This is a genomic window from Mycobacterium sp., assembly GCF_002863225.1.
Classification (GTDB): domain Bacteria; phylum Actinomycetota; class Actinomycetes; order Mycobacteriales; family Mycobacteriaceae; genus Mycobacterium.
Genome location: NZ_PKEK01000034.1, coordinates 39,601 through 62,598 on the forward strand (window position 1 = coordinate 39,601; position 22,998 = coordinate 62,598).

The window sequence follows — 22,998 nt, forward strand, 5'->3', positions numbered from 1 at the left end:
GGGACCGCGACCGTCGTGCTAGCACGAGCCGATATATGCCGCGCACACCGGCGACGTCATGGCGTCCAGCACCTGGGCGTCGGAGATGATCGGCCAGGGCGGCTGGACAGGATCAGCCCCCCACAGCGTCAGCTCGCTGATCGTGCTGCTTTCCGGGTGGGCCACGAAGTAGGTGTGCGCGATCACCGGACCGCTGATCACCGCTGCCAGCCGGGTCGGCTCGTCGACGGTCAACGACGGCGACTCGGTGGCCGCGCCTAACTGGCAGGCCCGTAATGCCGGCGCGACGAGACCGAACACCGACATCGCCACCGGACCGCCGCGGGCGGTGTCCCCGCGCCAGTGCAGAATTTCGGCTCGTAATTGCCATTGACCTGCTGGTTTCTCGACTACCACCCGGCTGGCGACCGCGGAGTTGCGGGTGTCTTGCGGGAAGGGCGGCGTCGCGCACACCTCCTCGAACCGGAACCGGGGCGTCGCCGCGCCCGTCAGGACGGTCGCGGCCGCGCCCGGCCCGCCCGGCGTCGGCCAGTGGTAGGTCGAGTACAGCGGTATCGCCTCCCGCGAGATCCACGCGGTGGCGGGAATCTGGTCGCAGGTCGGTGGGCAGGTCTCCGGGTCCGCCCGCGCCGGGGCCCACGTGACCAGCAGGCTGCCTGCGATCAGCGCCGCCGCGAAGACTAGGCGCAGGCTCGTGCACCCCATGAGCGCACAATCGTAGACATGCAACTCACGCATTTCGGTCATTCCTGCGTTCTTGCCGACTTCGGTCACACGACGGTGCTGTTCGACCCGGGAAGCTTCTCGCACGGCTTCGAGGGCATCACCGGGCTGTCCGCGATCGTGATCACCCATCAGCACCCCGATCACGTCGACGAGCAGCGGCTGCCTGCTCTGCTCGAGGCCAATCCAGGTGTCGCGCTGTACGCCGACCCACAGACCACTGCGCAGTTGTCCGTCCCGTGCCAGGCCGTGCACGTCGGCGACGAGCTGTCGGTCGGTCAGCTGACCATCCGCGCGCTGGGCGGCAAGCATGCCGTCATCCACCCGGAAATCCCTGTGATCGACAATATTTCGTACGTCATCGACGACGGCGGGCAGCCGGGACGCTTCATGCACCCGGGTGATGCGCTGTTCGTCCCGGACGAACCCATCGACGTGCTGGCGACCCCGGCCGCGGCGCCCTGGATGAAGATCTCCGAAGCCGTCGATTATCTGCGGGCGGTCGCGCCGGCCCGCGCGATACCCATCCACCAGGCCGTCGTCGCGCCCGAGGCACGCGGTATCTACTACGGCCGGCTCAGCGAGATGACCGACACCGACTTCCAGGTGTTGCCGGAAGAAACCGGCGTCGTTTTCTAGCCCGCCCGCATGCCGAGCGCCCCGCCAGACGAGCGCTCGAACCCGAGTGTGCGGCTAGCCGGGCGCTCGAGGCAGATTAGGCGATGTCGCCGACGGCCCCGCGGCCGGCCGCGCGCCCGGAGAAGATGCAGCCGCCCAGGAACGTGCCCTCCAGCGCGCGATAGCCGTGCACCCCGCCGCCGCCGAAGCCGGCCACCTCGCCCGCCGCGTACAACCCGTTCAACGGGGTGCCGTCGGCGCCGAGCACGCGCGAATCCAGGTCAGTCTCCAGCCCGCCCAATGTCTTTCGCGTCAGGATGTGCAGCTTCACCGCGATCAGCGGGCCGGCCTTGGGATCCAGCAGCGGGTGCGGCGCGACCACCCGACCCAGCTTGTCGCCGAGGAATTCGCGGGCCCCGCGGATCGCCGTGATCTGGCCGTCCTTGGTGAACTTGTTCACCACCTCGCGATCGCGGGCGGTGACCTCGTCGGCGACCGTCGCGTACTCCAGCGGCGCCACATCGGGCAGCGCGTTCATCGCTGAGACCAACTCGCGCAACGAATTTCCAGTCACGAAGTCGACACCGCGATCCATGAACGCCTGCACCGGCCCCGGCGCACCCGACCCGGCCCGCGATTTCACCAGTTGACGCACGCTGCGGCTGGTCAGGTCGGGATTCTGTTCCTGGCCGGACAGACCGAACTCCTTGCCGATGATCTTGGCGTTCAACACAAACCAGGTGTAGTCATGCCCGGACTTCGCGATGTACTCCAGCGTTCCGAGGGTGTCGAAACCGGGATAGAGCGGAACCGGTAACCGCTTGCCGGTGGCATCCAGCCACAGCGACGACGGGCCCGGGATGATCCGGATGCCGTGCATCGGCCAGATCGGGTCGTAGTTGGTGATGCCCTCGGTGTAGTGCCACATCCGGTCCGGGTTGATCGCCCGGGCGCCGGCCTTCTCGGTGATCGCGATCATCCGGCCGTCGACGTGGGCGGGTACTCCGGCCAGCATCCGCTCGGGAACCCGACCCATCCGGGTGGGCCAGTTGGCCCGCACCATGTCGTGGTTACCGCCGATGCCGCCGCTGGTCACGATCACCGCTTGCGCGCTGAACTCGAAGTCCGCGATCACTTTTCGCGACGAGGTGACACCGCGTGGCTCCGACGACGGCTCGAGCACGCTGCCGCGCACACCGGTGACGCCGGCAGTGTCGACGATCAGCTCGTCGACCTGATGCCGGTAGGCGAATCTCACGTTCGGGTGGTCGACCAGTCGGCGCGCGAAGATGTCGACGATCGCCGGCCCGGTTCCCCAGGTGATGTGGAAGCGCGGCACCGAATTGCCATGTCCCTGAGCGCCGTAACCCCCGCGCTCCGCCCAGCCCACCAACGGGAAGATCTTCAGGCCGCGGTCGCGCAACCAGCTCCGTTTCTCGCCGGCCGCGAAATCGACGTAGGCATGCGCCCATTGCCTGGGCCAGTAGTCCTCTTGCCGATCGAACGCTGCCGTGCCGAGCCAGTCCTGCAGCGCGAGCTCATGGCTGTCGCGGACACCGAGCCGACGCTGTTCGGGACTGTCGACGAAGAACAGCCCGCCGAACGACCAGAATGCCTGACCGCCGAGGTTGGCGCGGTTTTCCTGGTCGACGATCAATACCCGCTTGCCGCGCTCGGCCACCTCGCACGCCGCCACCAGGCCGGCCAGGCCCGCCCCGACGATGATGACATCAGCTTGGGTATCGCTCATGGCGCTACACAGTAGCGACCGCGACGGTCAGGCGGCGTCGAGAATCGCCTGATCGGGCAGCCAACGGTAGACAGCGGGTTCGCAGCCCTGCAGCCGCGCGATGTCGACCGCGTCCAGCATCGCCTGCAGCGGACCCGGTTTGCGGAGATGACCGGCACCCACCGCGACCCGGACGACGCCGTCGCGGCGCGCCACCCGCTCGGCGGACAACACCAACATCCGGCACCACCACGGCTCGGACAAGAAGCCTTCGCCGATGCCCAGCACCCGTGCCCGCACAGACGTCTGTCGAACCAGGTCGGTGATCTCATGCAGGTCGGCCAGTAGTCGGAATCCGTTGCGCGGCAATGCGGTAACCGTTCCAGGCGAAGCGATCCACCGTGGTGCGGCGAACAGCCGGGTTCGCAGTCCGAGGTGTTCGAGCACCCGGTCGGCGGCCATCAGTCGCAGATTGGCCTCGTGCGCAGGCAGCGTTGCGAATTCACCGCGGCGCTTCTTGGTGGCGGCGTCGTCGTAGCCGTTCAGCAGAATGGCATCACCGGCGGCTCGTCGGGCGGAGAGCCACTCGACTGTCACCGGGTCCTGATCGAGCCGGTAGCCGCCCTTCAGGCGCGGCGCGACGAGCAGCGACACCGGCACCCCGCGCGCATCCATCTTGTCGCAGAACTCGGCGACGTCGTCCAAAGTGCGATCGCGGATCCCGGAAACCGAGACGATCAACTTCCCAGACACACCTCGAGTTTGACGATCTCAGGTGTCCAAACAGTGACGTACACGCGGACAGCAAGCGTCAGTTCGACGCCGCCACCAGCTAGTTCGGCAGGACCGCCTCGACGGCCGCGATCACCTCGGGCGCGTCGGGAACGGTCTGCGGACGAAACCGGTTGACCACCGCTCCGCCGGGAGCGATGAGGAATTTCTCGAAATTCCACTGCACGTCACCGGCTTGACCGGCAGCGTCGGGCGTCTTGGTCAGTTCGGCGTAGAGCGGATGCCGGCCCGGCCCGTTGACCTCGGATTTCTCCAGCAGCGGGAACGTCACGCCGTAAGTGGTGGAGCAGAAGGTCTGGATCTCCTCGGCGGTGCCCGGCTCCTGGCCCATGAACTGGTTGCAGGGAACGCCGAGAACGGTGAGCCCGCGCTCGGCATAGTCGCGGGCCAGTTGCTCCAGCGCGGCGTACTGCGGCGTCAGGCCACATTTCGACGCCACGTTGACGACCAACACAGCACGGTCGCGGTAGTCGGCCAACGACAGGGTTTCGCCGTCGAGCCCGGTCAGGGCGATCTCGGTCACAGTCATAACCGGAGGCTACCTGCATCGCACCGGCCACAGTTTATTTGATCAGCTAGCTATTTCGTGGCTACGCTGGCGGCCATGGTTTCAAGCGCGGCACCGCCGACGGACCCCGCAGCCGACGTCGACTACCCCAACGCCCTCGACGCGAGACTGTTGCGGATAGCCGGGGTCTGCATTCTCGCCTCGGTGATGGCGATCTTGGACGGAACCGTCGTCAGCGTCGCCCAGCGGACCCTCATCGCGGAGTTCGGATCCACCCAGGCCGTCGTCGCATGGACGATCACCGGCTACACGCTCGGACAGGCCACTGTGATCCCGTTGGCCGGCTGGGCGGCCGACCGGTTCGGCACCAAGCGGCTGTTCATGGGTGCGGCGCTGTGGTTCACCCTGGCATCGCTGCTGTGCTCGATGGCATCGAATGTCAGTCAACTCATCGCATTTCGTGTCATCCAAGGATTCGGCGGCGGGATGCTGGTGCCGTTGACATTGATCATCCTGACTCGCGAAGCCGGCCCGAGGCGCCTCGGCAGACTGATGGCCGTGCTGGGGATTCCGATGCTGCTGGCTCCGATGGGTGGGCCGGTGCTGGGCGGTTGGTTGATCAGCGCCTACGGCTGGGAGTGGATCTTCCGGATCAATGTGCCGGTCGGCGCCCTGCTGCTGGCGCTGGCGGCATCGATATTCCCCAAGGACCGGCCGCAGCCGTCCGAGGCATTCGACTTCGTCGGAATACTGTTGCTGTCACCGGGATTAGCGGCCCTGTTGTTCGGGATCTCGTCGGTGCCGCGCCACGACAGCTTCACCGAAAACCGGGTCTGGATACCGGGATTGATCGGCATCGTCTTGATCGCCGCGTTCGTGCTGCACGCGCTGCGCCGCACCGACCATCCGCTGATCGACCTGGCGCTGTTCAAGAATCGCGCGGTGACGTTGTCCAATGCCGCGATGATGGCGTTCTCGGTCGGATTCTTCGGAGCCTTCCTGGTCATTCCCAGTTATCTTCAACAACTGTTGCATGAGACCCCGCTGCAGTCCGGCTTGCAACTGATACCGCAAGGACTCGGTGCGATGCTGACCATGCCGCTGGCCGGCACCTTGATGGACAAACGCGGACCCCGCAATGTGCTGCTGGTCGGGATCGCGGCGATCACGCTCGGATTGAGCGTATTCACTTATGGCGCATGGCAACAAGCCGACTATCTGCCGATTCTGATGGTGGGCCTGGTGACAACCGGCATCGGGCTCGGCTGCACGTTGACGCCGCTGTCCGGCGCGGCGGTGCAGACGCTGGCACCCAACGAGGTGGCGCGCGGCTCGACGCTGCTCAGCGTCAACCAGCATGTCGCGGTGGCGATGGGTACCGCGCTGATCTCGGTGATCTTGACGAGCCAGTTCAACCGCAGCGAAACGATCGGCGCCGCAGAAAAACTCGGCATCTTGCGGGGCAAGTTCACCAAGCACGGCGCCCCGGTTCCGTCACACCATGAGGTCTCCGCCGAGTTCACCGCCCGGCTGATGCACGACCTGACCCATTCCTACACCCTCGTGCTGCTGGTCTCGATCGTGATCGTCGCGCTGACGCTGGTGCCGGTGGCCTTTCTGCCGAACAAACCGCCACCGGCCGGCCGCGCCCAAGCGGGCGTGCCGGTGTAATCAGCCGCCCGGTAGCTACACCCCTAGGCACCGCTGAGGAGATCGTCGACCTCGCCGCGGCCGTAATGGTCGCGATCGGCGGCGGCCAGCAGCCAGGCGTATTGGTAGGCGGTCTCTTTCCAGCGCTCGTAGCGTCCGCTGATACCACCGTGGCCCGCAGTCATCTGCGTCTTCAGCAACACCGGATTACCATTGGTGTTCGCATGCCGCAGTGCGGCAACCCATTTGGCGGGCTCGACGTAGTAGACCCTGGTGTCGTGCAATGACGTCATCGCCAGAATTGCCGGATAATTCTGTTCGGCGACGTTCTCATACGGTGAGTACGACTTCATGTACTGGTAGACATCCCGGTCGCTCAGCGGGTTTCCCCACTCGTCCCACTCGGTGACGGTCAGTGGCAGCGACGGGTCGAGGATCGTCGTCAGCGGATCGACGAACGGCACCTGTGCGAGGATGCCGGCGAACAGGTCGGGCGCCATGTTGGCTACCGCACCCATCAGCAAGCCGCCGGCACTTCCGCCCAACGCCACCAGTTGTTCTGGTCGAGTCTGTCCGGTGTCGACGAGATGCTGACCGACGGCGATGAAGTCGGTGAAGGTGTTGATCTTCTCGAAGAGCTTGCCGTGCTCGTACCAGAGTCGGCCCATCTCGCCACCGCCGCGCACGTGCGCGACGGCGAACACCATGCCGCGGTCCAGTAATGACAGCCGCGCAATGGAGAAGCGGGGGTCCTCGCAGATCTCGTAAGCCCCATACCCGTATACCAATGCCGGAGCCGGGAATTCGATGCCGGCGCGGTGCACCACCGAGATCGGGATCTTGGTTCCGTCGGCGGCGTGCGCCCACTCGCGGCGCTCGACGTAATCCTCGGGGCGGTAATCACCCAGCACCGGCTGCTCACGCAGCAGAGTGCGCTCTCCGGTACCGAGGTCGAGGTCGTAGATCCGAACCGGGATGACGAACGACCCGGCACCTATTCGCAGCTTGGGTGAGTCCCAGTTGGGGTTGGCCCCCAACCCGGCCGACATCAGTTCGGAGTCGAACGCGATCTCGACGGGTTGGCCGTAATCACCATCACCGATGGGCCACAACTGGATTCGCGGCAGTGCCTCACCCCGGTAGCTGACCACCAGGTGACCGGCGAACGCGTCGACGCCATCCAGCCGGACATCGTCACGATGTTCGATCAGGGTGCGCTGGTCGGTCGGGTCGTCGACCGGGGCGTCGACCAGCGTGAAGTTCACCGCGTTGTCGTTGTGCAGGATGAGGAATCGGTCCTGCCCACCGACGACCGCATGCTCCACCGAATACTCGATGCCTTCGCGTCGGGGCAACACGCTGACGAACTCGGCGCTCGGGTCGGCGGCGTCGCCGTAGCGGACCTCCGAGGTGATCGCCGATCCCGATGCGATCAGGACGTACTTGTCGCTGCGGGTCCGCCCCACACCGAGCCAGTATTTCTCGTCGGCTTCGTGGTAGACCTTTTCGGCCGGAAGTCCCGACGCGAGCCGGTGGCGCCACACGGTGTCCGGGCGCCACGCTTCGTCGACAGTGGTGTAGTAGACGGTCCTGTTGTCGGTGCCCCAGGTGGCTCCCGCACTGATGCCGACGATCTCATCGGGATACTGCTCACCGGTGCGAAGGTCCCTGAACCGCAACGTGTATCGCTCGTCACCGACCACGTCGACCGAGTAGGCCAGCACGTTTCCGTCAGGACTGATGCTGGCCGCGCCGAGCGAGAAGAAGTCGTGCCCTTCGGACTCGACGTTCTCGTCCAGCAGGATCTGCTCACCGGGAATCTCGGTGTGCTCGTCGAGCACCGGAGGGTTCCAGTCGGTTGGATCTGCTACCGCACAACGGCATTGGACACCGTATTGTTTGCCTTCGAAGCTGCGGGCGTAATACCACCAACTGCCGCGCCGGACCGGCACGGACAAGTCGGTTTCTTTGGTGCGGGCTTTGATCTCGTCGAAGATCTTCTGCCGCAACGGCTCGAGTGCAGCGGTCGACTGTTCGGCGTACTCGTTCTCGGCCTCCAAGTATCCGAGGACTTCGGGGCTGGACTTGTCCCGCAACCACTCGTAGGGATCGATGAACACGTCACCGTGGAATTCCCGTCGCGAGTCGACTCGTTTGGCGACCGGCGGCTCGTTGCGAGAGCTCATGCGGCCGGACCGATCCAGTCGTCGAAGCTCAGACCGGAAATGCGTTCGTACGCCTCGACGTAACGGGCGCGGGTGGCCTCGATGATGTCGTCCGGCAGCGGTGGCGGCGGTTTGGATCCGTGGCGATCCCAACCCGATTCGGGGCCGATCAGCCAGTTACGGACGAACTGCTTGTCGAAGCTGTTCTGCACTTCGCCGACTCGGTATTCGGCAGCGGGCCAATACCGCGACGAGTCCGGGGTGAAGACTTCGTCGGCCAGCACGAGATTGCCGTTCGCGTCGGCGCCGAACTCGAATTTGGTGTCGGCGATGATGATTCCCTTGGTCAGCGCGTGATCGGCAGCCTGTACGTAGGTCTGCAACGTCCGATCGCGTAGTTGATTGGCACGGACTCCGCCGACCAGCTCGATCACCTGCGGAAACGCGATGTTCTCATCGTGTTCTCCCAGTTCGGCTTTGGTCGCCGGAGTGAACAACGGTGTGGCGAACCTGCTGGCCTCGACGAGACCTGGCGGCAGCGTGATGCCGCATACTTTGCCGCTCGCCTGGTAGTCGAGCAGTCCCGAGCCGGTCAGGTATCCCCGGGCCACACATTCGACCGGAACCATCTCGAGCTGTTGGACCACCAGCGCCCGGCCCAGCACGTCGTCGGGGATGCGCGGGTCGTCGGGTGGACCGGCCAGGTGGTTGGGTGCATCGACGAGCCCGAAGAAGAAGACGCTCATCGCGGTGAGGATGCGGCCCTTGTCGGGGATCAGGCTGTCGAGCACGTAGTCGAATGCCGAAATTCGATCGGTCGCGACGAACAACAGATGGTCGTCGTCGATGCGGTAGAGCTCGCGGACTTTGCCACTGGCCAGGTGTTGGTAGTCGGACAGCGCGGGACGACCCATCGGGACAGCCTAACTGTCGGTTGAAAGGCGACCTGCAGACCGACCCTGTGCTGGGATCGGGACTATGAAATCGCGGTTTGTCCCCTACGCCAACACCCCGGGCCGGCTTACGGCGCAGCTTTTCGTCGACGCCGTCGTCGTGGTCTGGAGTTTCGTCTGGGTGCTCGTCGGTCTGGCCGTGTACAGCGCGGTGTCGACGATCGCCGAGGTCGGCCGGCAGGTCCAAGGAGGCGCCGACGGTGTCGCCGACAGCCTGAAGTCGGCCGGCCACAGCGCCGACAACATCCCGCTGATCGGCGGGGCGTTCAGCGGACCACTCAAAGGGGCCAGCAGAGCGGCACTCGACATCGCCGGCGCCGGCCACAACCTGGACACCACCGCGTCCTGGTTGGCCTTCGTGCTGGCGCTGGCAGTCGGGGCGCCGCCGACGCTGGGGGTGGTGGTGCCGTGGTTGGTGCTCCGGATCCGGTTCGTGCGGCGCAAGTTGACCGTCGGCGCGCTGGCCGCCACACCGGCCGGTGCCCAGCTGTTGGCGTTGCGGGCGCTGGCCAACCGGCCGCTCGCCCGACTCACCGCCGTCAGCCCCGACCCGGTCGGGGCGTGGCGCGCCGGAGACCCGCATGCCATCCACGGGCTGGCCGCCATCGAATTACGTTCGGCGGGAATGGCCGTCAGGACGCGCTAGCGCAATTCGACGACCAGGTGCCGGATGCCGGTGTGCCGGTTGCTGCGCGTCCATTCGACGTCGCGTACCACCTGCACGTCAACGAAGCGCGTCAACAGTTCCTCGAACAGCACCCGCAGTTCCAGCCGAGCGAGGTTGGCGCCCAGACAGTAATGCACACCCTGCCCGAAACCCAGGTGCGGGTTGGGTTTTCGGGTGATGTCGAAGGTGTCGGCGTCGTCGAACACGCTCGCGTCGCGGTTGGCTGAACCCTCCCAGATCTGCACCTTCTGGCCCGCGGCGATACGCGCCTCGCCGAGCATGACGTCACGCGTCGCCGTTCGGCGCTTCGAAGGCGACGGTGACGTCCAGCGAACCATTTCCTCGACCGCGATCGGTAGGGCCGCCAAATCCTCACGCAGCGAATGCCATTGCTCCGGATGCTGGGCCAAGGCCAGCAACCCGCCGGCAACCGCGTTCCGGGTCGTCTCGGCACCGGCACTGAACAGCAGGCTGAAGAACAGGTAGAGCTCGAGGTCGGACATGGCCGGTCCGTCCGCATCGTCGATGGTGGCGTTGGCGACCACCGACAACATGTCGTCGGTCGGCTGCGCGCGCTTCGCGGCGATCAACTCCTGGCCGTAGTTGTACATCCGCGAGCCGGCCTCCTCGGCCGACAACTGCGACAGAGCCGCCGTGCGTGACCCACCGAAGTCAAACTGCGGTTCGATCGCCTCGAACAGCCAATGCCGTTCGGATTCCGGGACTCCCAGCAGTATGCAGATCATCTGCATCGGTAGCTCGGCGGCGATGTCGACCAGAAAATCGAACGGCTCGCCGGCCACCACCGCGTCCAGTAGCCGACGGGTCCGCAGCCGCAGGTCGTCCTCGACCGCGGCGATCATGCGCGGTGTCAGGCCTGAACTGACCAGCCGCCGGATCTGCGAGTGCCGCGGATCGTCCATCATGTTGAGCACCTGGCCCGCGATCGACAGGTCTTGCAGCAGTGTCCCGCCGAAGGGCCGTCCACCACCGGTGACCGATGAGAATGTCACCGGATCCTTCAACACGGCAAGCGTTTCCGCGTACGACGCGATAGACCAGAACCCTTCCCCGTCCGGTGTGTGTTCGGTCGGGTGATGCCAGTACACCGGCGCGTCGCGACGGTGGATCGCAAAGAGGTCGTGCGGGAAGCCGCTGGCGAAATTGTCCAGATCGGTGAAGTCGACCTCCGCGAGCGTCACAGAATGGCGTCCGGAGTGTATTTCGCCGCGTCGGGATAGCGGGCCACCAGCGCGTCGACCTCCGCGATCACCGCGTCGACCTGATCTGCGGCCGCGCCGATGAACGCCTTGCGATCGGCCAGCGCGGCGTCGATCGCGTTGCGGTCCAAGGGTAGTCGCGAGTCCTCGGCCAACCGGTCCAGCAGGTTCGGGTCCACCCCCTGCTCACGCATGGCCAGCGCCGCGGCCACCGCGTGTTCCTTGATCACCTCGTGCGCCGTTTCCCGGCCCACACCGGCGCGTACCGCGGCCATCAGCACCTTGGTGGTGGCCAGGAACGGCAGGTAACGATCGAGTTCGCGCTGGATCACCGCGGGGTAGGCGCCGAACTCGTCGAGCACGGTCAGCATGGTCTCGATCTGCCCGTCGATGGCAAAGAAGCTGTCCGGCAACGTCACTCGGCGTACCACCGAGCAGAACACGTCGCCCTCGTTCCACTGCGCACCGGCGAGTTCGGCGGCCATCGACCCGTAACCGCGCAGGATCACCTGCAACCCGTTGACCCGCTCGCAACTGCGGGTGTTCATCTTGTGCGGCATGGCCGACGAGCCGACCTGCCCCTGCGCGAAGCCCTCGGTGACCAGGTCATGGCCGGCCATCAGGCGGATGGTGTGCGCCAGCGACGACGGCCCGGCGCCCAACTGCACCAGCGCCGACACCACGTCATGGTCGAGCGACCGCGGGTACACCTGCCCGACGCTGGTCAAAACGGTTGTAAAGCCCAAGAAATCAGCGACGAGGCGTTCCAATTCAGCCAGCTTCGCCGCGTCACCGCCGAGCAGGTCGAGCATGTCCTGCGCGGTTCCCATCGGGCCCTTGATGCCGCGCAACGGGTAGCGGTCGATCAGCTCGCGCAGCCTGGTCAACGCGACCAGCGTCTCTTGCGCCGCCGAGGCGAACCGCTTGCCCAGCGTGGTGGCCTGCGCTGCGACGTTGTGGCTGCGGCCGGCCATCACCAGATCGCGGTAGGTCGCCGCGCGTTCGGCCAGCCGGGCGACGACGGCCACGCCGTGGGCGAACACCAACTCCAGCGAGCGGCGCACCTGCAGCTGTTCCACGTTCTCGGTCAGGTCTCGGCTGGTCATGCCCTTGTGCACGTGCTCGTGACCGGCCAGCGCGTTGAACTCCTCGATGCGGGCCTTGACGTCGTGGCGCGTCACCCGCTCCCGGGCGGCGATGGAAGCCAGATCGACGTCGTCGAGCACCCGCTCGTAGTCGGCGACCGCGGCGTCGGGAACCGGGACCCCCAGCTCGGACTGTGCCCGCAGCACCGCGAGCCACAGCCGCCGCTCGGCCACGATCTTGGCCTCCGGCGACCAGATCGCCACCATCTCGGCGCTGGCGTAGCGGTTGGCCAGCACGTTCGGGATTGTCACAAACACACAGCTTAGTGGCGCGACGATCAGGCACAGTGACCTCATGCACTTTGTCGGGCTCGATCTCGCATGGGGCGAGAAGAACAACACCGGGGTCGCGGTCGTGGGCGCCGACGGCCGGCTGCTGCACGTCGGCGCCGCGCACGACGATGCCGGCATCGAGGCGGCGATCGAGCCCTACGTCAGCGGTGACTGCCTGGTGTCCATCGACGCGCCATTGGTGGTGAACAACGCGACCGGTTCGCGACCGTGTGAGGCGGCGCTCAACCGCGACTTCCACGCCTTCGAGGCGGGCGCTCATCCGGCCAACACCACCAACCCGGCCCTTGCCCGTCCGCGCGCCGCCCGCATCGCGACGGCGCTGACCCTCGACATGAACCCGGCTTCGACTTCGCCACGGCGGGCGATCGAGGTGTACCCGCACCCGGCGACCATCGCGTTGTTCGGACTGGACAAGACGCTGAAGTACAAGAAGGGATCGTTCGAGACGCGTCAGCACGAGCTGCTGCGGTTGATGACGTTGATCGAGGGACTCGATTCTGCGACGCCGCGGTTGCGGGTGAACCACAACATGTCCTGGGTGGAACTGCGTAAACGGGTCGAGGCCGCGACCCGGCCGGTGCAACTCGACCGCGACGAGGATCCCGTCGACGCCGTGCTGTGCGCCTATGTAGGGCTGTACTGGTATCACCGTCCCGAAGACGTGACCATCTACGGCGACTACGCCAGCGGCTACATCGTCACCCCGACGCTGCCGCCCGACGCCACCCCCGCGCGTCGCCGTCGGCCCGCACCTCGGACCGACGCAGACGACCTACGCGCCCGTGTCGCCCAGGTGGCCACGCTGCTCGATCAAGCACAGCGCGGTCTCGACGAGATCCGCCAACAGCTCGACGGTGAGCGCTGAAAGCTGCTGTCCGGCGGCCTTTTTCGATTGCGACAGGTCAGATGTGGACGGGCCGGCGGTCGAACGGCGCCACCGAGTCGATGACGTCGATCAGGGTGGCTCGCGCGACAGCGCGCGGGTCCTGAAGCTCGTCGACCAAAGCCGACACCACCGCGCCGTCGACCGTGCAGATCAGCGCGGAGACGAGCTCCGGGCGCGCGGAGCGTCCGCAACGGTCGATGACGTCGGCGACCGCGTCGACCCGTTGGCGCATGTTCCGGCGCTGGATCTCGCGCAATCCGGGCAGCCGGGCACAGGCGATGTGTCGCTCGTAGCGCGATATCAGTTGCTCGGTGAGCTGCGGCTCGGATTCGCTGCCGACGAGTAGTTCGACCAACAGGTCAGCGGTCGTCTCGGCGCTGCGCCGGCGCCGCGACAGCGGGGCCACCTGAGCCCGCAGCTGTGCGACCTCGAGCATCCCGATGTGTGCGACGGCGCTGGCGATCAGATCGTCGAGGCTGGAGAAGTAGTAGGTGGTCGACGCCAGGGGCAACCCGGCGCGGCGGGCGACGGCGCGGTGCCGGACCGCCTCGAACCCGCCTTCGCACAGCAACTCGGCCGCGGCACTCACCAGCGCGTGCCGCCGGCGTTCGCCTTTGGGGGTCACCGCCCCTTTGGGAGCGACGACAGCCCTCGGCGCGACCGTCGCCGACGTGGCGACAACCGGCGTGGCGGCGGCGACGGGCGGGGCAGCGGCAACCGGCGGGGCAGCGACCGATACCCCGGGAGCGAAGGCCCCCTCGGGAGCCACTGCTGCTGTCACCTTGGTCATGGTGCCAGCCGAAATGGTGCCGCATCGGGCTTTCGGCCAAACCACCCCGAGTCGCGCTGCAGGCCGGCGGCACCGAGCGTCGCTTTATGATGGCCCGCATGCCGGAGATGAGTCGTCGCGCTGTGCTGCGCCTGGGCACCGCCGCGGCCTCCGGGGCGGTCGGGGCGTACGCCGTGGACCGGTTGCTGCCGGTCCGCGCTGCCGTCGCGGCGCCGGTCGTGATGACCGGGACGGGAGTTCCGCTGGCCCCGCGGCCCCCGCTCGAGCCGGCCGCGGTCCCGGCGCCGACGATGACGACCGGCTCGTTCGTGTCGGCCGCGCGCGGTGGCGTGGCCACCAACTGGGCCATTGCCCGCCCGCCGGGCCAGACCAAGCCGCTGCGCCCGGTGATCGCGCTGCACGGCAAGGGAAGCAGCGCGGCCACCGTGATGGAGGGCGGTGTCGAGCACGGACTGGCTCAGGCGGTCGCTGCCGGGCTGCCGCCGTTCGCTGTCGTCGCGGTCGACGGCGGCGGAAGTTATTGGCACAAGCGAGCTTCCGGTGAAGACTGCGGCGCGATGGTGATCAACGAGCTGATCCCGCTGCTGGCCGGCCAGGGACTGGACACGTCCCGGCTCGGCTTTCTCGGTTGGTCCATGGGCGGCTACGGAGCACTGCTGCTCGGCGGTCGACTCGGCCCGGGCCGGACGGCGGCGATCTGTGCGGTGAGCCCGGCGCTGTGGATGTCATCGGGAGCGGCCGCCCCGGGCGCGTTCGACGGTCCCGAAGACTTCGCGGCCAACTCGGTATTCGGGATGCCGGCCCTGGGGTCCATCCCGGTGCGAATCGATTGCGGCAACAGCGACCCGTTCTGCGGCGCGACCAAGCAGTTCATCGCCCAATTGCCTAATCCACCGGCGGGCGGTTTCTCGGCCGGGGGCCACGACCCGTCGTTCTGGAGTGCGCAATTGCCTGCAGAATTGACCTGGATGGCACCCCTGCTGACCGCGTAGCCCCGCCACCGTGCGCGACTGCGGGCCCTACCAAAAGCCTTACGATATTTGTTACGATAACCGGCCGTATTGCATGGTCACAGCGCATGGAGGTAACCCGAATTGGCGAGGCAGGCCGTCGCGGACAAGCGCCAGCGGCGTGAACGCGGATCGATCAGCGTCGACGAGATCATCAGAGGCGCGTTCAAGGTGGCCGGTGAAGTCTCGGTCGACGGCTTGAGCATGCCGTTGCTGGCCAAGCACCTCGACGTCGGCGTCACCAGCATCTACTGGTACTTCCGGAAAAAGGACGACCTGCTGGACGCGATGACGGACCGCGCGCTGGGCCAGTACGATTTCGCCACACCGTTCGTGGAGAGCCGGAATTGGCGGGATTCGTTACGCGACCACGCGCGCAAGGTTCGTCAGACCTTCCGCGACAACCCGATCCTGTGTGACTTGATCCTGATCCGCGGCACGTTCGGCCGCGAGGCCACGCTGGCGGCCTACGAAAAGCTGGAAAAGGTCATCGCCACGATGGTCGAGGCGGGCCTGTCGCCGGAGGACGCCTTCGACACCTATGCCAGCATCGCCGTCCACACCCAAGGTGCGGCGGTCTTGGAACGGCTGCGGGAAAAGTCCGGTGGAGCCGAAAGCGACCAGCGCAGAAGAGATCTGGCGATCAATCCGGAGAGCATGCCGCTCATCTCGCAGCTGGCCCAGACCGGTCACCACATGGGGGCCACCAACGACATCAACTTCGAGTACGGCCTGAATTGCATCCTCGATCACGCCAGTCGGCTGATCGACGGGGCCGGCTAGACCTCGATGACGACGGCGCCACCCTGGCCGCCGCCCGCGCACATCGCCGCCACACCGATACCGCCACCGCGCCGGCCCAGTTCGTGGACCAGCGTGGTCAGCATCCGCGCCCCGCTGGCCGCGATCGGGTGACCGAGGCTGCAGCCGCTGCCGAAGAAGTTGACGCGTTCTTCGTCGAGACCGTACTCACGGCAGGCGGCAATAGGCACCGACGCGAACGCCTCGTTGATCTCCCACAAGGTCACGTCGCCGGGCGCCAGGCCGGCCCGCTCCAGCACCTTGCCGATCACCTTCACCGCACCCAAGCCGGTGTCCCGCGGCTCGACGGCGGCCGACGCCCAGGCCTTGACCGAGCCCAGCACCTTCAGCCCGTGCGAGCTGGCGTAGCCATCGTCGGCCAGCGTCAGCGCGGCGGCGGCGTCGTTGGTGCCGCTGCTGTTGCCGGCGGTGATCGAGAACCCCTCGATCTCGGGGTGCAGCACCTTCAGCGAAGCGAGCTTTTCCAAGCTTGTTCCGCGGCGCGGATGCTCGTCGACACTGAACTCGACCAAGGCGTCATCGAGTCCCTTGATCTTCAGCGGGACGATCTCGTCGACGAACGCGCCGCTGTCGATCGCACCGATCGCGCGCTGGTGGGAGCGGTAGGCCCAGGCGTCCATCTCTTCGCGGGTGATCCCGACCGCCTGCGCGGTGTTCCAGCCGACGGTGATCGACATGTCGCGGCCCGGCGCATCCGGCGTCTCCACGTGGGTCGGCGGAATCCACCGCTCCTCGAATTCCAGCGTCGGGCCCGGGATGCGCCAGTTCATCAGCGGCGTCATCGACAACGACTGCACACCGCCACCGACGACGACCTTCTCCGCGCCCGAGCCGATCTGCGCGGCCGCGTTGGCGACTGCGGTGAGGCTGCCCGCGCAGTGCCGGTTGACGGCCTGGCCCGGGACCGAGGTCATGCCCGACGCAGAGGCTGCGTAGCGGGCCATATCGCCTCCGCCGTAATGCGATTCCGCGAAGATCACGTCGTCGATGTCCGAGACCTCGACGCCGGATCGCCGTACCGTTTCCTGCAGGATCGTGGTCGCCAGGAACTCGGGTGTGGTGTTGACCAGCGAACCCTTGAACGACGTCCCGATGGCGGTCCGGACTGCGCTGACGATGACGGGCTTGGGCATGGGGATCGACCTTCGGTTCGGCTGGTTGCGGGGTTACAAATATGGCTCAAAGCGTAAATCGTATCAGCTACCGTTGCTCCGACGATATGGGGTGGTTTGCCGACGTCAGAGCGCGCTGAAAGACTGATGCCGTGCAACCGTTCGGGTGGGAACTCCCCTACGCCTGGCCGCGGAAACCGGTGCTGGCGACCAACGCGGTCTGCACCTCGCAACCGCTCGCCGCTCAGGCCGGCCTTCGGATGCTGGCCGAGGGCGGCAGTGCCGTCGATGCGGCCGTCGCCACCGCGATCACCTTGACGGTGGTCGAACCGGTCTCCAACGGCATCGGCTCGGATGCCTTCGCGATCGTGTGGGACGGACGCCGGCTGCACGGACTGAACGGCTCGGGCCGCTCCCCCGCGGCGTGGACGCCGGAGTATTTCGGCGGCAACGGCGTTCCGTCGTTCGGCTGGAACTCCGTCACCGTCCCCGGGGCGGTGTCAGCCTGGGTCGAGCTGCACGCCAAGTTCGGCAAGCTGCCCTTCGAGCGACTGTTCGAGCCGGCAATCACCTACGCCCGCAACGGGTTTCTGCTCTCTCCGACGATCGCACAGCAGTGGGCGGCGCAGGTGCCGCTGTTCGAGTCGCAGCCCGGGTTCGCCGAAACGTTCATGCCCGCCGGCCGTGCGCCGCGTCCCGGCGAACTGGTCCGGCTGCCCGGGCACGCCGGCACACTCGAGGCGATCGCCACGACCCACGGTGAGACGTTCTATCGCGGCGAACTCGCGGCCCGACTCGAGGCCCACTCGACCGCCAACGGCGGAGCGATGCGGGCCGACGACCTTGGGGCGCATCGCGCCGACTGGGTGGGCACCATCGCCGCTGACTACCGCGGCTACAGGGTGCACGAGATACCGCCCAACGGTCAGGGCATCGTCGCGTTGATCGCACTCGGAATCCTCGAGCACTTCGACATGGCTTCGCGGGCAGTCGATTCCGCCGACAGCGTGCATCTGCAGATCGAGGCGGTGAAGCTCGCGTTCGCCGACGCGCAAGCTCATGTCGCCGATGCCGATCACATGACGGTCGATCCGGGCAGCCTGCTGGACAAGGAATACCTGCGTGAGCGTGCCGCGCTGATCGATCCGGACCGCGCCAGGCCGGCATCCGCCGGCACGCCGCGCGGGGGCACGGTCTACCTCACCGCCGCAGACGCCTCAGGCGTCATGGTGTCGATGATCCAGTCGAACTACATGGGATTCGGATCCGGTGTCGTGGTGCCCGGCACCGGAATAGCGTTGCAGAACCGCGGCGCGGATTTCGTTGCCCAACAGGGCCATCCGAATCAGGTGGGGCCGGGAAAGCGCCCTTACCACACCATCATCCCGGGTTTCCTGACCAGGGACGGCGCTCCGGTGATGAGCTTCGGGGTGATGGGCGGCCCGATGCAGCCGCAGGGTCACGTGCAGGTGGTGGCGCGCATCGTCGACCACGGCCAGAACCCGCAGGCGGCGTGTGACGCTCCGCGGTTCCGCTGGGCACAGGGCCTGCAGGTGTGCTGCGAGGCGGGCTTTCCGCCGTCGACGTTGGCGGGGCTGCGGCAGCGCGGCCATGAACTGATCACCACCGACGACTACAACCAGTTCGGCAGTTGCCAGGCGATCTGGCGACTCGACGACGGCTACCTTGCGGTCAGCGACCCGCGGCGCGACGGCCAAGCCGCCGGTGCCTAGACGCGGATCTTGCCCTCGGCTGCAGCCAAGCCGATGTCGGTGCGAAAGTGGCTGCCGGGCAAGCGGATCGATCTGACAAGGTCGTACGCCGCCGCGCGCGCGGCGTCCAGATCCGGGCCGGTGCCGACCACGGAGAGCACTCGGCCACCGGAAGACACGATCGCGCCGTCGGCGTCGCGGGCCGTGCCGGCGTGCAGAACGCCGGCGGCCTCCGAGCCGGCGATCACATCGCCCACCCGTGGCTTGCCCGGATAGTTCTCGGCCGCCACCACCACCGTCACGGCCGCGCCGGCACGCCACTGCAGCGCGCCGAAACTCGCCAGCGTGCCGGTGGCGGCCGCGTTGAGTAGTTGGCCGAGCGGCGACTCGAGCAGTGCGAGCACCGACTGCGTCTCCGGATCGCCGAAGCGACAATTGAATTCGATGACCGAGGGCCCGTTGGACGTGATCGCCAACCCGGCGTACAGCAGACCCGAAAATGAGCTGCCGCGCCGCACCAGCTCGGCCGCAACAGGTTCCACGATCGTGCTGACGATCGCGCGGTAGGTGTCGTCCGGCAGCCACGACAGGGGGGCGTAGGCACCCATGCCGCCGGTGTTGGGTCCGGCGTCGCCGTCACCGACTCGTTTGAAGTCCTGCGCCGCCAACAGCGGCACCACGGTCTCACCGTCGACGACACAGAACAGCGACACCTCGGGCCCGTCCAGGAACGACTCCAGCAGCACCGGGTGGCCGGACTCCAGCAGTGCCGCGGCGTGAGCGCGTGCGGTGTCGCGGTCCGGCGTGACCACCACACCCTTGCCCGCAGCCAGTCGGTCGTCCTTCACCACCCAGGCCGGGTCGCCGGCGCCCGGGCCGAACCGGTCCAGAGCCGCATCCAAACCTGCTGGGCTGTCGACGATCTCACTGGAAGCGGTGCGCACGCCGGCGGCCACCATGACATCCTTGGCGAAGGCTTTCGATCCCTCGATCTGCGCCGCTTCCTGGCTGGGCCCGAAACAGGCGATCCCCGCGGCTCGCACCGCATCGGCCACGCCGAGGACCAACGGGACCTCAGGACCGATCACCACCAGATCGGCGCGGGTCTTGCGGGCCAGGGCGACGACGTCGGCACTGGAGGAGACGTCGACGTCGTACTGGTCGGCTATCGCAGCGGTGCCGGCGTTGCCGGGGGCGATGGCCAACGCTTCGACCTGCGGGTCAGCCCGCAGCGCGAGCAGCAGAGCATGTTCGCGGGCACCGGAACCGATCACCAGAACGCGCACGAGAGGTCACTCTAGTAGAGGTGGTCAGACAATTCGTTCCAGCAGGCTCTTGAACTCTTTGCGCTGCGCGACCGTGAGCCGCGCGAGGCGTTTGTCGAACTCACCCGAGAGCAGGCTCAGCCCGTCCGCCGCGACCCGACTTCCCTCGGAGGTGAGCAGCAGACGGTGACGCCGCAGGTCGGCGGGATCGATTTCGCGGCGCACGAAACCGGCTGCCTCCAGGCGTTTCAGATAGGAGGTGACGGTCGCCTTCGGCATGCTCAACGTCACAGCCAGTTCGGCCGGATACGGATGGTCGTCGATCTCGGCCAGCAGGAAGAGCTCTTTGGCCTCCAGACCCAACGCGCAGATGCTTGCCTCCGCGCAGGAAATCACCGACAACAGCAGCCGGTAATTCAGCGACCAGATCTTGACCGCCTCAGACATCGACTTGCCACATCATTCAGATATGAACTAGTTTAAAATTGAACAAACGCATGGTCGAACAACTTACCAGAAAGCCTCCGCAATGCCCCTGGATCAATACACCACACTGGGCCGTTCCGGTCTGCGCGTCAGCCCGCTGTCGCTGGGCGCGATGACCTTCGGCGAAGACCTCGGCTGGGGCACCAGTGTCGAAGAGTCCCAACAGATCATCGACCGGTTCATCGACCTCGGTGGCAACTTCATCGACACCGCCAACTTCTACACCCGAAGCCATTCCGAGAAAATCGTCGGCGATCACGTCGGCCGCCACGCGGCGCGCCGCGACCGCCTGGTGCTGGCCACGAAGTTCAGCGGCAACCTGTATCCGGGCGACCCCAACGGTGGCGGCTCGGGCCGCAAGTCGCTGATCAACGCCTGCGAGAACTCCCTGCGCCGGTTGCAGACCGACTACATCGATTTGTACTGGCTGCACATCTGGGACGCCAACACCCCGATCGACGAAACGATGGCCGCACTCGACCACCTCGTCGCGTCGGGCAAAGTCCGCTATATCGGCGTGTCGGACACCCCGGCGTGGAAGATCGTGCAGGCCAACCTGATTGCGCGTTTTCACGGTTGGTCCAGCTTCATCGGCCTGCAGGTCGAATACTCGTTGCTGGAACGTTCCATCGAGCAGGAACTGGTTCCGATGGCGAATGAGTTCGGTCTCGGCATCACGCCGTGGTCGCCTCTGAAGGGCGGGGTGCTCAGCGGTAAATACACCCGCGCCAACAGCGGTGAACACAGCGCCGACCGCGGTGCAATGGTCGATTCGTTCCTCAACGACGAGACCTACACGCTGATCGACGAATTGGAGGTCATCGCCAAGGCGCACGACACCAACGTCGCCAGCGTGGCGCTGGCGTGGGTGCGGGCGCAGTCCGGTGTGTCGTCGGTGATCATCGGCGCGCGCCGGCTCTCACAGCTCGAGGACAATGTTCGCGCCGTCGACGTCCACCTCGCCGCTGAGGAACTCGCCCGGCTCGACGCGCTCACCAAGCCGGAGTTCGGATTCCCGAACAACATGCTGGAGATGGCCCCCGGCATTCTCAACGGAGGTACGACGGTCAACGGCGTGACGGCGCCGATCTCGGACTACGTGATACCCGAAGGCGTTCAGCCGTACTGAGATCGACGGCTACTCGCCGGAGTGCATCTTCAGCGCGCCCTCGACGTTGGCCTTCTTGTCCTCACCCGCGCCTCTGGCCGCCGCCTTCTTACGCTTGGCCACCACGCTGTCGACGGCACCGTTGAGCGCGGAGCCCAGCGGGAAGCCGAGGTAGTGCGTCAGGAAGACCGCCATTTCTTTGAGCTCGGTCTCGTTGAGCTCGCCGTTGAGCAGCGCGGCGTTGATCTGGATCTCGGCGAGGTCGCGGTTACCGACCGCTGTCACCGCGGTGAGCGTCATGATCCGTTTGTCGCGCATCGACAACCCCGGTCGGGTCCAGATGCTGCCGAACAGATGGTCGACGGTCAGGTCGAAGTAGGCGTCGCCCTCGATATTGGGCATCTCCCAGCCGTAGACCTCGTTCATCTTCGCCAGGCCCTTGCTACGCAACTCGTCCATCACGCCTCTTTCTCTGTATGTGGCACTCCGAGTCCGGCGGCCAGACCATCAAGCGCAAGCCTGGCCAACGGCAGGTCGACGCCAACCGCCTCGGCTAACGCCAGGGCCAAACTCAGGTCCTTTTCGCCGAGGCCTCGGGTGTGCGTGAACGGATCGTGCAGGAAGTGGTCGGGTGGAAGATCTTCGGCATCGTCGCGGTACATGATCGACCCTGGGCCGCCCGTCAACTTGTCGGTGTACCGCACCACGTTGCCGAGATCCTGCAGGTTCAGTCCGGCGGCATCGGCCAGCTTCCAGGCCTCGCCGACCGCCGCGAAGCCGGTAAAGGTCAACATGTTGCGGGCCAACTTCATTCGAGTGCCCGCGCCCGGTTCACCGGCGTGCACGACCATGGCCGCCCAGTGCTTGAAGGCCGGCTTGATCCGCTCGTAGACCTCGCGATCCGCGCCGACCATAGTGGCAAGTTCGCCGCGGGCGGCCGCCGGTGCGCCACCGCTGACCGGCGCGTCGACGATATGGATTTTCTGCGGCTTCAGATCAGCGGCGAGCTCGGCCGCCGTCGTGTCTTTGATAGTCGAGTGGATCGCGATCACGGTATCCGGCTTGGTGTGGCGGGTCAGTTCGCCGACGACCTCGCGCACCTGCGCGTCGTCCAGCACGGTGATGTGGATGATGTCGGCGTTCGCGACGTCGGCCACACTGTCGGCCAAACTCGCGCCCTTTTCAGCCAGCGGCGTCATCGCCTCGGCACGGATATCGTAAACCGTTACACCGCCAGGCCATTCGGTCATTCTGGTGGCCATCGGCGCGCCCATGTTGCCGAGCCCGATGTAACCGAGCTTCAACGTATCGGTCATATGGCGCCGCTCCTCCTCATTTCTTCG

At 66.5% G+C, this 22,998-nt stretch carries 22 protein-coding genes; 8 read left to right on the forward strand and 14 right to left on the reverse strand.

All coding sequences use genetic code 11. From position 1 onward, the window contains the following. Positions 1-18: 18 nt before the first annotated feature. Entirely contained in the window at positions 19-747 is a 729-nt protein-coding gene (locus CYU59_RS07995; protein WP_292981407.1) for an ATPase, read from the reverse strand. Between CYU59_RS07995 and CYU59_RS08000 the strand changes: the two genes are divergently transcribed. After that, positions 724-1,362, forward strand: a complete 639-nt coding sequence (locus CYU59_RS08000; RefSeq protein WP_292981409.1) for an MBL fold metallo-hydrolase — start codon at positions 724-726, stop codon at positions 1,360-1,362. The two genes, CYU59_RS07995 and CYU59_RS08000, sit on opposite strands and share 24 nt — an antisense overlap. Before the next feature lie 76 nt (positions 1,363-1,438). Here CYU59_RS08000 and CYU59_RS08005 read toward each other — a convergent pair whose 3' ends face one another. From CYU59_RS08005 to CYU59_RS08015, 3 genes are all read right to left on the reverse strand, one after another. Next, entirely contained in the window at positions 1,439-3,091 is a 1,653-nt protein-coding gene (locus CYU59_RS08005; RefSeq protein WP_292981412.1) for an FAD-binding dehydrogenase, read from the reverse strand. A gap of 27 nt (positions 3,092-3,118) precedes the next feature. Further along, complete coding sequence (locus CYU59_RS08010; protein ID WP_292981414.1) at positions 3,119-3,823, reverse strand: DUF2334 domain-containing protein; 705 nt, start codon at positions 3,821-3,823, stop codon at positions 3,119-3,121. 79 nt (positions 3,824-3,902) lie between these two features. Beyond that, the gene (locus CYU59_RS08015) at positions 3,903-4,391 is read right to left on the reverse strand and encodes a glutathione peroxidase (protein WP_292981417.1); all 489 of its coding nucleotides are present in this window, start codon (positions 4,389-4,391) and stop codon (positions 3,903-3,905) included. Positions 4,392-4,466: 75 nt separating this feature from the next. Here CYU59_RS08015 and CYU59_RS08020 point away from each other — a divergent pair, with 75 nt between their 5' ends. Further along, the gene (locus tag CYU59_RS08020; RefSeq protein WP_292981419.1) at positions 4,467-6,041 is read left to right on the forward strand and encodes a DHA2 family efflux MFS transporter permease subunit; all 1,575 of its coding nucleotides are present in this window, start codon (positions 4,467-4,469) and stop codon (positions 6,039-6,041) included. 23 nt (positions 6,042-6,064) lie between these two features. Here CYU59_RS08020 and CYU59_RS08025 read toward each other — a convergent pair whose 3' ends face one another. Both CYU59_RS08025 and CYU59_RS08030 read right to left on the reverse strand, forming a co-directional pair. After that, positions 6,065-8,206 (reverse strand): S9 family peptidase, encoded by a 2,142-nt coding sequence (locus tag CYU59_RS08025; RefSeq protein WP_292981421.1) that lies wholly within the window; start codon positions 8,204-8,206, stop codon positions 6,065-6,067. Then, the gene (locus CYU59_RS08030) at positions 8,203-9,099 is read right to left on the reverse strand and encodes a phosphoribosylaminoimidazolesuccinocarboxamide synthase (RefSeq protein ID WP_292981423.1); all 897 of its coding nucleotides are present in this window, start codon (positions 9,097-9,099) and stop codon (positions 8,203-8,205) included. Before CYU59_RS08030 ends, CYU59_RS08025 begins: the two co-directional genes overlap by 4 nt. Positions 9,100-9,163: 64 nt before the next feature. On the opposite strand from CYU59_RS08030, the gene CYU59_RS08035 reads away from it, so the two are divergent. After that, positions 9,164-9,784: a hypothetical protein gene (locus CYU59_RS08035; RefSeq protein ID WP_292981426.1), complete on the forward strand. Its 621-nt coding sequence runs from the start codon at positions 9,164-9,166 to the stop codon at positions 9,782-9,784. Here CYU59_RS08035 and CYU59_RS08040 read toward each other — a convergent pair. After that, complete coding sequence (locus CYU59_RS08040; RefSeq protein ID WP_292981428.1) at positions 9,781-11,007, reverse strand: cytochrome P450; 1,227 nt, start codon at positions 11,005-11,007, stop codon at positions 9,781-9,783. The genes CYU59_RS08035 and CYU59_RS08040 overlap by 4 nt on opposite strands. Next, on the reverse strand, positions 11,004-12,422 hold the full coding sequence (gene purB / locus CYU59_RS08045; protein WP_292981431.1) for an adenylosuccinate lyase: 1,419 nt from the start codon (positions 12,420-12,422) through the stop codon (positions 11,004-11,006). The genes CYU59_RS08040 and purB overlap by 4 nt, the downstream gene beginning before the upstream one ends. A 43-nt stretch (positions 12,423-12,465) precedes the next feature. On the opposite strand from purB, the gene CYU59_RS08050 reads away from it, so the two are divergent. After that, positions 12,466-13,329: a DUF429 domain-containing protein gene (locus tag CYU59_RS08050; protein ID WP_292981433.1), complete on the forward strand. Its 864-nt coding sequence runs from the start codon at positions 12,466-12,468 to the stop codon at positions 13,327-13,329. A gap of 37 nt (positions 13,330-13,366) precedes the next feature. On the opposite strand, the gene CYU59_RS08055 is transcribed toward CYU59_RS08050, so the two are convergent. After that, on the reverse strand, positions 13,367-14,140 hold the full coding sequence (locus tag CYU59_RS08055) for a TetR family transcriptional regulator (protein ID WP_292981436.1): 774 nt from the start codon (positions 14,138-14,140) through the stop codon (positions 13,367-13,369). 86 nt (positions 14,141-14,226) lie between these two features. Here CYU59_RS08055 and CYU59_RS08060 point away from each other — a divergent pair, with 86 nt between their 5' ends. Then, positions 14,227-15,132 (forward strand): alpha/beta hydrolase-fold protein, encoded by a 906-nt coding sequence (locus tag CYU59_RS08060; protein WP_292981439.1) that lies wholly within the window; start codon positions 14,227-14,229, stop codon positions 15,130-15,132. Between the two features lie 102 nt (positions 15,133-15,234). Further along, a complete protein-coding gene (locus CYU59_RS08065; protein ID WP_292981442.1) occupies positions 15,235-15,933 on the forward strand; it encodes a TetR/AcrR family transcriptional regulator C-terminal domain-containing protein in 699 nt (232 codons plus the stop codon). Here CYU59_RS08065 and CYU59_RS08070 read toward each other — a convergent pair. After that, on the reverse strand, positions 15,930-17,105 hold the full coding sequence (locus tag CYU59_RS08070) for a thiolase family protein (RefSeq protein WP_292981444.1): 1,176 nt from the start codon (positions 17,103-17,105) through the stop codon (positions 15,930-15,932). The genes CYU59_RS08065 and CYU59_RS08070 overlap by 4 nt on opposite strands. A 131-nt stretch (positions 17,106-17,236) precedes the next feature. Between CYU59_RS08070 and CYU59_RS08075 the strand changes: the two genes are divergently transcribed. After that, entirely contained in the window at positions 17,237-18,817 is a 1,581-nt protein-coding gene (locus CYU59_RS08075) for a gamma-glutamyltransferase family protein (RefSeq protein WP_292981447.1), read from the forward strand. Here CYU59_RS08075 and purD read toward each other — a convergent pair. Together purD and CYU59_RS08085 are read right to left on the reverse strand one after the other, a co-directional pair. Beyond that, positions 18,814-20,082: a phosphoribosylamine--glycine ligase gene (purD, locus tag CYU59_RS08080; RefSeq protein ID WP_292981449.1), complete on the reverse strand. Its 1,269-nt coding sequence runs from the start codon at positions 20,080-20,082 to the stop codon at positions 18,814-18,816. The two genes, CYU59_RS08075 and purD, sit on opposite strands and share 4 nt — an antisense overlap. A 24-nt stretch (positions 20,083-20,106) precedes the next feature. Then, positions 20,107-20,508 (reverse strand): MarR family transcriptional regulator, encoded by a 402-nt coding sequence (locus CYU59_RS08085; RefSeq protein WP_292981451.1) that lies wholly within the window; start codon positions 20,506-20,508, stop codon positions 20,107-20,109. Between the two features lie 82 nt (positions 20,509-20,590). Here CYU59_RS08085 and CYU59_RS08090 point away from each other — a divergent pair, with 82 nt between their 5' ends. Continuing rightward, entirely contained in the window at positions 20,591-21,676 is a 1,086-nt protein-coding gene (locus tag CYU59_RS08090; protein WP_292981453.1) for an aldo/keto reductase, read from the forward strand. 9 nt (positions 21,677-21,685) lie between these two features. On the opposite strand, the gene CYU59_RS08095 is transcribed toward CYU59_RS08090, so the two are convergent. Further along, positions 21,686-22,114, reverse strand: a complete 429-nt coding sequence (locus CYU59_RS08095) for a carboxymuconolactone decarboxylase family protein (protein WP_292981456.1) — start codon at positions 22,112-22,114, stop codon at positions 21,686-21,688. After that, positions 22,114-22,971 carry an NAD(P)-dependent oxidoreductase gene (locus CYU59_RS08100; RefSeq protein ID WP_292981459.1) on the reverse strand — a complete coding sequence of 286 codons (858 nt, stop codon included), beginning with the start codon at positions 22,969-22,971 and terminating at the stop codon, positions 22,114-22,116. Before CYU59_RS08100 ends, CYU59_RS08095 begins: the two co-directional genes overlap by 1 nt. Positions 22,972-22,998: the final 27 nt, after the last annotated feature.

Bases quoted from the DNA above. Each gene is read 5' to 3' on its own strand.
- CYU59_RS08000 (WP_292981409.1), top strand. From the start codon at position 724: ATGCAACTCACGCATTTCGGTCATTCCTGCGTTCTTGCCGACTTCGGT.
- CYU59_RS07995 (WP_292981407.1), bottom strand. From the start codon at position 747: ATGACCGAAATGCGTGAGTTGCATGTCTACGATTGTGCGCTCATGGGG.
- CYU59_RS08005 (WP_292981412.1), bottom strand. From the start codon at position 3,091: ATGAGCGATACCCAAGCTGATGTCATCATCGTCGGGGCGGGCCTGGCC.
- CYU59_RS08015 (WP_292981417.1), bottom strand. From the start codon at position 4,391: ATGACTGTGACCGAGATCGCCCTGACCGGGCTCGACGGCGAAACCCTG.
- CYU59_RS08020 (WP_292981419.1), top strand. From the start codon at position 4,467: ATGGTTTCAAGCGCGGCACCGCCGACGGACCCCGCAGCCGACGTCGAC.
- CYU59_RS08025 (WP_292981421.1), bottom strand. From the start codon at position 8,206: ATGAGCTCTCGCAACGAGCCGCCGGTCGCCAAACGAGTCGACTCGCGA.
- CYU59_RS08030 (WP_292981423.1), bottom strand. From the start codon at position 9,099: ATGGGTCGTCCCGCGCTGTCCGACTACCAACACCTGGCCAGTGGCAAA.
- CYU59_RS08035 (WP_292981426.1), top strand. From the start codon at position 9,164: ATGAAATCGCGGTTTGTCCCCTACGCCAACACCCCGGGCCGGCTTACG.
- CYU59_RS08050 (WP_292981433.1), top strand. From the start codon at position 12,466: ATGCACTTTGTCGGGCTCGATCTCGCATGGGGCGAGAAGAACAACACC.
- CYU59_RS08055 (WP_292981436.1), bottom strand. From the start codon at position 14,140: ATGACCAAGGTGACAGCAGCAGTGGCTCCCGAGGGGGCCTTCGCTCCC.
- CYU59_RS08060 (WP_292981439.1), top strand. From the start codon at position 14,227: ATGATGGCCCGCATGCCGGAGATGAGTCGTCGCGCTGTGCTGCGCCTG.
- CYU59_RS08070 (WP_292981444.1), bottom strand. From the start codon at position 17,105: ATGCCCAAGCCCGTCATCGTCAGCGCAGTCCGGACCGCCATCGGGACG.
- CYU59_RS08085 (WP_292981451.1), bottom strand. From the start codon at position 20,508: ATGTCTGAGGCGGTCAAGATCTGGTCGCTGAATTACCGGCTGCTGTTG.
- CYU59_RS08090 (WP_292981453.1), top strand. From the start codon at position 20,591: ATGCCCCTGGATCAATACACCACACTGGGCCGTTCCGGTCTGCGCGTC.
- CYU59_RS08095 (WP_292981456.1), bottom strand. From the start codon at position 22,114: ATGGACGAGTTGCGTAGCAAGGGCCTGGCGAAGATGAACGAGGTCTAC.
- CYU59_RS08100 (WP_292981459.1), bottom strand. From the start codon at position 22,971: ATGACCGATACGTTGAAGCTCGGTTACATCGGGCTCGGCAACATGGGC.